Origin of the sequence: Trinickia sp., from assembly GCF_051961175.1 — a bacterium.
Classification (GTDB): domain Bacteria; phylum Pseudomonadota; class Gammaproteobacteria; order Burkholderiales; family Burkholderiaceae; genus Trinickia.
Genome location: NZ_JBQCDN010000065.1, coordinates 1 through 9314, shown reverse-complemented (window position 1 = coordinate 9314; position 9314 = coordinate 1). Strand labels below are relative to the sequence as shown.

Genomic DNA, 9314 nt, shown 5'->3' with positions numbered 1-9314 from the left:
GCCACGCAAATGGAAAACGCGCTCAACAACGACGCAGCCAAGGATCAGCTCGAAGAAGCCGGTCCGAAGAACGCAAAGAGCCTGACGCAAGGTTAAGCGTTATTCGGGTGCGTCTTCGCGCCGCGCGGGGCGCACCCACTTTCACCGCTGTATCGCGGGTACCGCAAGCCGGTTCTATCCGTCATAGACCTTCCTCTTTCGTTCTTCCTCCGACAGCCTCCGCAAGCTGGGCCGTAGTCAATCCCCCGCTCTCCTTTCTCAGCTTTCTCAGCTTTCTCAGCTTTCTCAGCTTTCTCAGCTTTCTCAGCTTTCTCAGCTTTCTCAGCTTTCTCAGCTTTCTCAGCTTTCTCAGCTTTCTCAGCTTTCTCGGCTTTCTCGGCTTTCTCGGCTTTCTCGGTTTTTTCTGATTCCGCTCATAACGCCTATAACAGTCCGCTGCCGCCGTCGACACAAGCCTCATTTCCGCGCCTGTCATTGCGCAAGCGTGTCTTTCGCTGCCTCAAAAGAAGAGGCGCGTCCGACCTTCGTCAGAGCGCGCCCGGTGTCGCGAAACGGCGATGGAACAGAATTGCCGCTTCCTTCTGGCCGATCCTGGTTTACGCAGACCGCGTGATAGCAAGCAGCGCTTCGCCTGAGCGCTGGATAAGGCGAGCCAACATCTGCGAGATCAGCATCGCCACCTGGTGCAGCTCCGCCATTTCCTGCATCATCAACTGTTCTTGCTCTGACGGATGGGCAGCAGCTGCCTGGTGCATATTGTTGACATGGTCGTTTACTTTGCCTGCAAGGCCGGCCAGCTCTTCGTGGGGTTCTTGAGGCTCGGTCTTTACCTCCTCTACCTTGGCGCTTTCAGCCTTAGGGCCGTCAGCCTTCGCATCGTCGGCCTTCGCACCGTCAGCCTTCGCATCGTCGGCCTTCGCACCGTCGGCCTTCGCACCGTCGGCCTTCGCACCGTCAGCCTTCGCATCTTCTGGCTCGCCACCTTCGGTCTTCCCAGACTCTACCGAATGGCTGGCAGGCGCCTCGTTCGATACGGATGATTCAAGCGGTTTCGCCGATTCATCGCCGGATGCCTTTTCGGGCTGCGTCGCCGAACCCGCATCAGCATGCGCCGATACAGACGTGCCCATATCGTGCGATGTCGGTTGCGACGCGCCCGAGTCGGCCTTTTCAACCTTTTCCGCCTCCGGCTCGCGTTCGAGCGAGGCACGACCGCTCGAGGGTTTGGGCATACTTGCCTTCAGTGCGTCGAATCGCATTTGAAGGCCCTCCGGCGACTCATCGGCCGGTTCTCGCTTGAGCGTGCCGCCGGTTGCGCCAGGCTTCGGCGTGCCAGCCTTTAGTGCATCGAATCGTGACTGAAGGTCTTTCGGCAAGCCTTGAGTCGGCTCGCGCTTGAGGGCAGATCCGCCACTCCCGAGTTTCGGCGCGCCAGCTTTCAGCGCGTTGAATCGCATTTGAACATCGAGCGGCAGCGCCGGGGTAGGCAATGCCTTGATGCGCGCCGCTGTCCTCGCCTGCGAGCGGGCTTGCGCCGCGGCGATGGCATGCGACAAATCGTGAGCCGATATACGTTTCCGGGCGTCGCCTTTCGTGAGAGACGGTGCTCCGGCAGCCATAGCGCCCTTACGCGCCGAGAGGTCCTGTAGTGCCGAATTCGTGGCGGGCCGCAGCGCGCCAGCCTTTCCCGACGCAGCGGGCGGCTTACTCGGCCCACGCGAAAATGCGCTGGTGATAGACGCGAACGCTCTCGCGATCTTGTTGCTCATGGCCACTCCCTCTGATCGAATCGACGCAAATCGAATCCCGCCGCTCGCAGTGCGGAAGGATCGGCATGTCGCCATCGCACGACCAAATCATGTCGATCCGAGCGAATCGGCCGAGAGAAAAACACGAATAGGCACGCGATCGCGAGCAGCAGCACCCGCGATACGCGTCTGGGGCGCACTGTTTGGGTCTTCACCGGCTCCTCCCAAGTTCGGGTTAAAAAGCCGCAAGAGCGGCACGATGCGTGAATTGTCGATGCGATGAGATTCGCTGAAGATGTCTCGCGGCGAATATCAGCGTCCAGCGACGAACGTAACGTTCACGACAGCTAAGGCGTGACTTTCCCGATCCTGGCATGGAAAAAACTCTGATCCTTCTCTGAGTAGTGATTGCATGCTCAGACGGCGCTATCGCGCTTCGTCGCAAAGCGCGGCGGCGTGTGCAGCCAGCTACTGATTTGCGCCGTCGCTCGTTCGACGGCCTCGATTCGGTCATCGAGAGCGGCGCGAAAGTCGGCATATCGCGTCTGTGGTGCTTCCAGCAAGAATTTTTCGAGCGTTGCTTGCTCGCTTAACGAGCCTGGCGGTGCACCGAGACCGCTTTCCCTCGCTTCGTCCTGTGCGCCAAGAAGCGCTTTTGTCGAAAACGCGTGACGCGCTCGGCACCATCAACGGATAATGCGCTGGTCACGCAGTCACGATTGCCTCCCGCTTTGCGCGAAAACTCATCTCGACCGCTCCATGGTCGCTCAACTGAGAAGCCCATTCTCCAAGGCATACCGGGTCAGTTCGGCGTTGCTACCCAGCCCCATCTTTTCGAGGATGCGCGATCGATAGGTCGACACGGTCTTCGGGCTGAGATGGAGCCGATCTCCGATGTGAATAAGGCTCTCGCCGCGTGCGAGCAACTTCATCACCTCGAGCTCGCGGTCCGACAGCACCTCGTGCGTGCAACCCGTCTTGCCTCCAATGACGGTCGCGAATCGTTCTGCAAGCGACGGGCTCACGTATTTTCCGCCCGCCGACACCTTGCGAATGGCCTCGATGAGCGTCGCCGCCGAGCTATCTTTGGTCAGGTAACCGGAAGCGCCGAGTTTCAGGGCGCGCATCGCATAGATCTCCTCGGCGTACGTGCTCAGAATCAATACGGCAAGCGCTGGATGACTAATTTTCAAGCCTTTGAGTAAGTCCAGCCCGTTCTTCCCGGGTAGGGCGATGTCGACCAATGCTACATCGAACCGTTGGGCGTTTATCGCTTGAATGGCCTCCACGGCTGACGTTGCCTCGGCGGCTACTTCGATGTCAGGCGCGGAACTCAGCATGAGGCGCACGCCGTTGCGCACGACCGTATGGTCATCGACAAGCAGCACCGTGATCGTTTTAGTCGCCATGCCCGCTCCTGATCGGGATTCTGAGCTCGACAGTGGTGCCAAGTCCTGCCTGCCCCGAAATAGTCAAGCTGCCGCCGAAGCGCCGCGCGCGCTCATGCATGCCTAGAATGCCCCAGGATCGTCCGCTGACGGGACCGTCGCTGCCCATTCCTTTGCCGTCGTCCTTGACCTCGATGACGATCTCGTCATTCTTTGCCTCCGCGCGGACGGACGCGAAGGAGGCATCCGCATGTCGCACGACATTGGTGAGTGCTTCCTGGACGATTCTAAAAATCGCCGTGCTCACCTCCGCGTCGATCGGTAAGGCCGATAAAGTCGCGTCGATCGTGCAATCGCAAACAAGATCCGATCGAGCCTGGACTTGGGTGCTGTACCACCTCATGGCTTCCCATACCCCTAACTGATCGAGGACGCTCGGTCTCAGATCGGTGATGACTCGGCGGACCGCGCCGATTGCCTCGTCGGCGAGGTGAGTTGCGTCGATTAGGAGCGCGTCGGCCGATCCGCCTGCCTGAACCGATCTTTCCACGGATACCGACACATAGGCCTTGATTCCCGTCAAAAGACTGCCTAGCTCATCATGAATCTCTTGGGCGATGCGCTTGCGCTCCTCTTCCTTGATGTTCTCCTGGTGAGCGGCGAGGGAACGGAGTTCGGCTTGCGATTGCTGCAACGTTTGTTCGGCGAGCTTGCTTTGCGTGACATCGAGGAGAATGCCTTGGAAAGGTGGCCGCAGCGAACCATCCTTGACGATTTGTCCCTCTTCTCGGAGCCAAAATACGTCGCCGTTCTTAGCGATCAACCGGTATTCGACGCGCAGCGGCCCCCCCTCTCGACGACTAACCGCGACCGCTTGCCGAACGCGCTCACGGTCGTCGGGATGCAGATACGTTTCGTGAAATGGCGGGCCGGATAGCCATTCTTCAGCAGAAAAGCCCAGCATTTCAATTTGCGGACTGACGTACGTGACCCGGTCGTCGGCGGAAGACCAGATATATGTGATGGCCGGTATCTGTTCAACGAGCGTGCGAAATCTTGCCTCGGCTTGGCGTTTCTCTTCGAGCAATCGCTGAGCGTTGAGCATTCGCTCGATGGCCGCCGGAACTTGCTCCAGGTAATGCCGATCGGCGTCTTTCGTCAAATAGTCGCGCGCGCCGCGGCGCATCAATTCCACCGCCAGCGCAGCGCTGTTGCCGCCGGTCAACACCATGATAGGGATGGGGATTTCGCCATCCCCTGTTGTCAACGCTTCCAGAAACTCGAGCCCGTTCTGGTCCGGCAGACTGTAGTCGAGCAAGATGCAATCAGGGCGATGCGCCGCGGCCAACTGCAACCCTTCCTTGGCCGTGGTGGCTTCGAAAATGACATACCGACGCTCGCGATCCGCGGCGAGCGCACGCTTGCACGCCATTCGATCCACCAGATCGTCCTCGACCAGCAAGATCTTGATCTCGTGCTGCATGCTCACGCCCTTGAGGCAATCACCGTCGGCGCACGGTTGTCGCGGTTATCATGCCGGCAGTTCGCTGAGCGACCAGTACACGTCGATCGAGCGCACGACGTCGACGAATCGGCGGTAATCAACGGGTTTTTCCATATAACCGGCGACGCTGAAATTGAAACTGTTGACTTTGTCTTCTTGCTCCTTCGACGTCGTGACCACCACCACTGGAATTCGCCGCAGCGTCTCATCGCGCTTGACGACTTCCAGGAATTCGATGCCGTTCATCACAGGCATATTGAGGTCGAGCAAGATGATGCAGGGCGTCGCATTGCGCCGATCGTAGAGGTATTCGATCGCCAGCTCGCCGTTTTCCTGTCGCACGACAGGGTTGGGGACGTGGATCTCTTTGAAGGCGCGCTGCATCGTCATGACGTCAACGTCATCGTCTTCGACGATGAGGATGGGCTTGTTAGGGGCCTTCATGCTCTGTCCTCGGTTCGCGCCGCGAGCATCTGCCGCGGCAGAGTGAAAAAGAAAGTGCTGCCTGTCCCTACTTCAGACTCGACCCAGACGCGCCCGCCGTACATCTCGACGATCTTCTTCACTAATGCTAGTCCAACACCCGTACTCTCAACCTGATCCCGAGGCGCCAGCGTTTGGAACAGCTGAAAGATCCGTTCGAAGTGCCGTTTCTCGATGCCGGGCCCGTTATCCGAGACCGAAAATAGGAGCACCTCGTCCTGCTCGACGCAATCGACGCGAATCCGCCCGGCCGGCTTATCCATGTATTTGATCGCGTTAGACAAAAGGTTTTGAAGAACCTGCTGAATACGCGTCTTGTCCGCGGTCAGGATGGGCAACGGCGTTGCGACGAGAATTTGAATGCTGGAAGGAGGCGCTAATAGGTCGACGATTTCGCGCATCAGTGCGTTCATATCCAGCCGCATCGACGTTTCCTTGATGCGCCCGGCGCGTGAATATTCGAGGATGCCATCGATGAGCGCACTCATACGATGCACCCGGCGGATCAAGAGCCGCATGTGTTCGCGGCCTTGCGCATCGAACTTGTCCGCGTAGTCCTGGGATAGCCAGTCCGCCAGCGAGGCAATGCCACGCAGCGGCGCTTTCAGGTCATGTGATACGACGTAGGCGAAGTTGGTCAGTTCTTCGTTGGCCGCTGTCATTCCCTGCATCAATGCTCGCCGCCTCTCTTCGCTTTCCTGGCGTTCGGTGATGTCCCGTGCCATCACCGTGAACATGCGGCTGGCCCCTAGCTGGAACTCCGATAACGAAAGCTCGACGGGAAATTGCGAACCGTCAGCGCGATTGGCCGTGAGTTCGCGGCGCGTTCCTCCCACCAGTTCAGCTTTGGACAATGCGTGCAACAACGCGGGCATCAGCAAGTCAATGTTTTTTCCGACCAGCGTTTCGCCGCTGTAGCCGAAGAGTTGTTCAGTTCGCGGATTGACGCGCTCGATGACACCGGTCCCATGAATCGTAATAATGGCGTCCGCAGCGGTATCGACGATGGCGCGCATGCGCACTTCGCTATCGAGTACCGCCTGTTCGGCTCGCTTGCGTAGCGAGACGTCATGGATCGTTGCCATGACAAGTTTCAATCCACGATCGGTCTCGAGCGGTGACAGGCTAACCTCGATTGGAATCTCAACGCCATCGTTGCGTTGACCGCGCAGTTCCATTCCCACGCCCATCGGACGGGCCCGCGGTTGCGAGAAATAATTCGTGCGCTCGGCGACGTGGGTGCGGCGAAATCGCTCCGGGATGAGGACTTCAAGCATCTGCCCGATCATGCCCTGGTTCGGATAGCCAAACATGCGCTCGGCCGGCCGATTCGCAAGCACGATCCGGCCATCCCGATCGATGATGATCAACGCATCGGCTGCCGAACTGAGGAGCCAATCCAGTGTTTGCCCTTCGAGGATGTGATTTTCCATCTCTGCGATTCCAGGATGTCCCCCTTTTTCGGGGGTATTCGGGCGTGCCCAGACGCCCGACTCTCGGGATGGAGCCATATTAGCAGTCGAGCGTGTCGTTGCATTCAAGCAATGCGCGCCGCCCTGCGAACGCGCGCTCCCCTGCGTGATTGACCCGCATCAAGCATCCATGTGCCGTGCCGCATACAGTGAGCCTCAACGCAAGTTTGCGCCTGGCGGTGGACCGCCACATCCCTGACGCGGGTGGGTGCACGCTTCTTACCAACGACGGAAACATTGAGCGGACGGACCTTATTTAAGCAGATTTAAGCAAGCGCACAAGACTCGTGACGGATTTTCATGAAAAGTAGCGGTTGGGAAAAGTTGGGGCTTTGCGGTGCGGACGTACACGACGGCACTCGCGCGTCGCACGCGTGGGCGCGTGCACGCTGGATGGTGCTCGCCGGTTGCCTGATGGCAATTCCCGCGTTTTACATGGAATTGCTCTCCGCTTCGAAAGCCTGGTTGATTTGCGGAAAGGGGCTCTACGCGGGCATGGCCGTGGCATGTACGGGCGCGCTTGCCTGGACTGCATACGTCAGCCGAAAGCCCATGCGCTTCATTGATCGGAATCGTTTCGACGCGGCGCTTGCTTGTGGTGCGACCTTGAGCATCATCGGCGGAGAGACGCCGTGGCCGTCCATCGAATGGGGACTTCGTCTCGCGTTCGTTGCGGTCGTCGCCCTTCGCATCGTGGTTGCGCTTCACCGCTATGTCGAGCGCAGTCGGATTCCGATGCTGCTGCTCGCAGGACTGATTATGTTGCTATTGGCAGGCGTTGGGTTCGACTGGCTAGAGCCTAAAGTGCACAGTTATTCGGACGGACTATGGCTCGCGTTTGAAAGCAGCGCAGCGGTTGGCTATGGCGACCTCGCGCCGACAACGCCGGCCTCGCGCGTGTTTGCGGTATTCGTGGTCATTCTCGGCTACGGCATGCTTTCACTTGCGTTCGCAAGCCTCGCCGCGCTGTTCGTCGAAGATGAAGAGCGCGCCTTGCGCCAAGAAATGCATCGCGACATCAAGGCGCTGCGTGGGGACATAGCGCAGTTGCGCCAGGAACTCGACGAAATGCGCAACGCAGTGCCGGCGAGGCGCGCAAAATCCGATGACGACTCAATGATGTGAAATGATTCAGCGCGAATATGTCATTCGCGACGGTTTTTCGCATGGCATGATCGGGCTTTCAATGCGCAACGCGATTCGGGCTCATCATAGGCGTTGTCCGCAGGGGCGGAAATACGCACCAAGAGCCGTCGCCGTGCTTGAAGAAGACAATCGTAAGCGGGCCGCCTGAAGTGCGTGCGTCGATCCGCACATAGCGGCTATGCGTGGCCAGCACGCGACCGAACTGGGTGACGTGTGCCGGCATCGAAGGCGTCGGCGCAAGCCACTTGTCCACGAGTGACCGAAGGGATATGTCGCTGCCGTTCATTGCCTGCTCCCAATTTCGTTCGGACTGCGGCGAGATGTCGCATCGCAAGTCCGTGAAACCATTATTGTTTGGGCAACTGGGAAGCGAAATCAGGTCGGACTGATAATTGCGTAGTAGTTCGTCGATGCGGTCGTAGGGCTTCGACTACAAGTGGACTTGCTTATCGCTCGCCAGTAGTGGATTTGAGGATCGACTTCCAGCAGTGACCCATCACGACCTTATGCGTTGATAACGCGTTTTTGCTCAACAATTGAATTGAAAGGGTCGACAAGCGCCAAATCGAGCGCGTGACGCAAACGTCTTTTTATGCGCGACACGCGGTGCGCAGCCACGAGCCATTCCATGGCTCGCTGCTATCAGCAGATCATTCGTCAGCGCGTGCATGGTGCGCTGGCGAAGATATCGAAACCATCGAAACTGTGACTCGCGCGAGCTGTGTAGGGGATCGCCTACGTAAGCAGACATGAATCGCCGATATGCCAAGTGCCACAGGCAACGGAGAATGCTTCCCAACAGCGGTAGATGAAGCCGAAAACGTCTGCCGACCGTTGAACGATCTTCGCCTCTTGGGAGCAGCGACATGCAAACGATCACAGTTGACGAAATTGGAAGGCCTGAGCGTCAATTCATGGCTTGGGCCGCAGGCATTGCCGATCACAGCGAATGCGCGCGTTGCAGTTCGCGACGATTCTGTATGCCCGATGATTTCAACCGCGGCGATTCAGTCGCGTTCAAGAGTGTGTTCGGCAACCATCGCCGGGTCAAGCAAGGAGAAGCGATTTTTCGCGCCGGCGAGGCCTTCCGTCATCTCTACGTCGCCAAGGTCGGCTCGTTCAAGACGGTAGCCATCGATAATGAGGGGCGTGAACAGATTATCGGGTTCCCGATTGCCGGCGAGTTCATGGGGCTAGATGGCGTTGGAACCGGACATCATGCGTTCGATGCCGTTGCCCTCGAAGACAGCATCGTTTGCAGCCTGCCGTTCAAAGCGCTTACCGCGGCTGCCGAGCACGATCTCGCCCTGAGCATTCACCTTCACAAAGTGATGAGCCGGGAGTTGGTGCGGGAATCGGCAATGCTGATGCTGATCGGTCGAATGCCTGCCGTCGAGCGGCTGGTGGCGTTCTTGCTCAATTTGTCCAAGCGCTACTGCGAGCGTGGGTATTCCGCGCACGAGTTTGTTTTGCGCATGACCCGCGATGAAATCGGCGCTCATCTCGGCATGACACTCGAAACCGTCAGTCGAGGATTCTCCAGATTGAGCGCGCTCGGGCTGATCAAATGTTT

The 9314-nt window shown here is 58.5% G+C and carries 8 protein-coding genes; 2 read left to right on the top strand and 6 right to left on the bottom strand.

Going from position 1 to position 9314, the window contains the following annotated elements:
• Nucleotides 1-181 precede the first annotated feature (181 nt).
• From ACTHL0_RS03580 to ACTHL0_RS03555, 6 genes are all read right to left on the bottom strand, one after another.
• Nucleotides 182-475: a hypothetical protein gene (locus tag ACTHL0_RS03580; RefSeq protein ID WP_440565215.1), complete on the bottom strand. Its 294-nt coding sequence runs from the start codon at nucleotides 473-475 to the stop codon at nucleotides 182-184.
• A 121-nt stretch (nucleotides 476-596) separates the two neighbouring features.
• Complete coding sequence (locus ACTHL0_RS03575) at nucleotides 597-1259, bottom strand: hypothetical protein (protein WP_440565214.1); 663 nt, start codon at nucleotides 1257-1259, stop codon at nucleotides 597-599.
• Between the two features lie 1256 nt (nucleotides 1260-2515).
• Nucleotides 2516-3157, bottom strand: a complete 642-nt coding sequence (locus ACTHL0_RS03570; protein WP_440565213.1) for a response regulator — start codon at nucleotides 3155-3157, stop codon at nucleotides 2516-2518.
• Nucleotides 3147-4619 carry a response regulator gene (locus ACTHL0_RS03565; protein WP_440565212.1) on the bottom strand — a complete coding sequence of 491 codons (1473 nt, stop codon included), beginning with the start codon at nucleotides 4617-4619 and terminating at the stop codon, nucleotides 3147-3149. Before ACTHL0_RS03565 ends, ACTHL0_RS03570 begins: the two co-directional genes overlap by 11 nt.
• Nucleotides 4620-4667: 48 nt before the next feature.
• Nucleotides 4668-5084: a response regulator gene (locus ACTHL0_RS03560; RefSeq protein ID WP_440565211.1), complete on the bottom strand. Its 417-nt coding sequence runs from the start codon at nucleotides 5082-5084 to the stop codon at nucleotides 4668-4670.
• On the bottom strand, nucleotides 5081-6634 hold the full coding sequence (locus ACTHL0_RS03555; protein ID WP_440565210.1) for a sensor histidine kinase: 1554 nt from the start codon (nucleotides 6632-6634) through the stop codon (nucleotides 5081-5083). Before ACTHL0_RS03555 ends, ACTHL0_RS03560 begins: the two co-directional genes overlap by 4 nt.
• 354 nt (nucleotides 6635-6988) lie before the next feature.
• Here ACTHL0_RS03555 and ACTHL0_RS03550 point away from each other — a divergent pair, with 354 nt between their 5' ends.
• Both ACTHL0_RS03550 and ACTHL0_RS03545 read left to right on the top strand, forming a co-directional pair.
• The gene (locus ACTHL0_RS03550) at nucleotides 6989-7720 is read left to right on the top strand and encodes a potassium channel family protein (RefSeq protein WP_440565209.1); all 732 of its coding nucleotides are present in this window, start codon (nucleotides 6989-6991) and stop codon (nucleotides 7718-7720) included.
• Nucleotides 7721-8607: 887 nt separating this feature from the next.
• A partial coding sequence (locus ACTHL0_RS03545) for a cyclic nucleotide-binding domain-containing protein (RefSeq protein ID WP_440565208.1) occupies nucleotides 8608-9314 on the top strand: 707 nt, incomplete at its 3' end.

Bases quoted from the DNA above. Each gene is read 5' to 3' on its own strand.
- ACTHL0_RS03570 (WP_440565213.1), bottom strand. From the start codon at position 3,157: ATGGCGACTAAAACGATCACGGTGCTGCTTGTCGATGACCATACGGTC.
- ACTHL0_RS03580 (WP_440565215.1), bottom strand. From the start codon at position 475: ATGACAGGCGCGGAAATGAGGCTTGTGTCGACGGCGGCAGCGGACTGT.
- ACTHL0_RS03560 (WP_440565211.1), bottom strand. From the start codon at position 5,084: ATGAAGGCCCCTAACAAGCCCATCCTCATCGTCGAAGACGATGACGTT.
- ACTHL0_RS03565 (WP_440565212.1), bottom strand. From the start codon at position 4,619: ATGCAGCACGAGATCAAGATCTTGCTGGTCGAGGACGATCTGGTGGAT.
- ACTHL0_RS03550 (WP_440565209.1), top strand. From the start codon at position 6,989: ATGGTGCTCGCCGGTTGCCTGATGGCAATTCCCGCGTTTTACATGGAA.
- ACTHL0_RS03575 (WP_440565214.1), bottom strand. From the start codon at position 1,259: ATGCGATTCGACGCACTGAAGGCAAGTATGCCCAAACCCTCGAGCGGT.
- ACTHL0_RS03555 (WP_440565210.1), bottom strand. From the start codon at position 6,634: ATGGCTCCATCCCGAGAGTCGGGCGTCTGGGCACGCCCGAATACCCCC.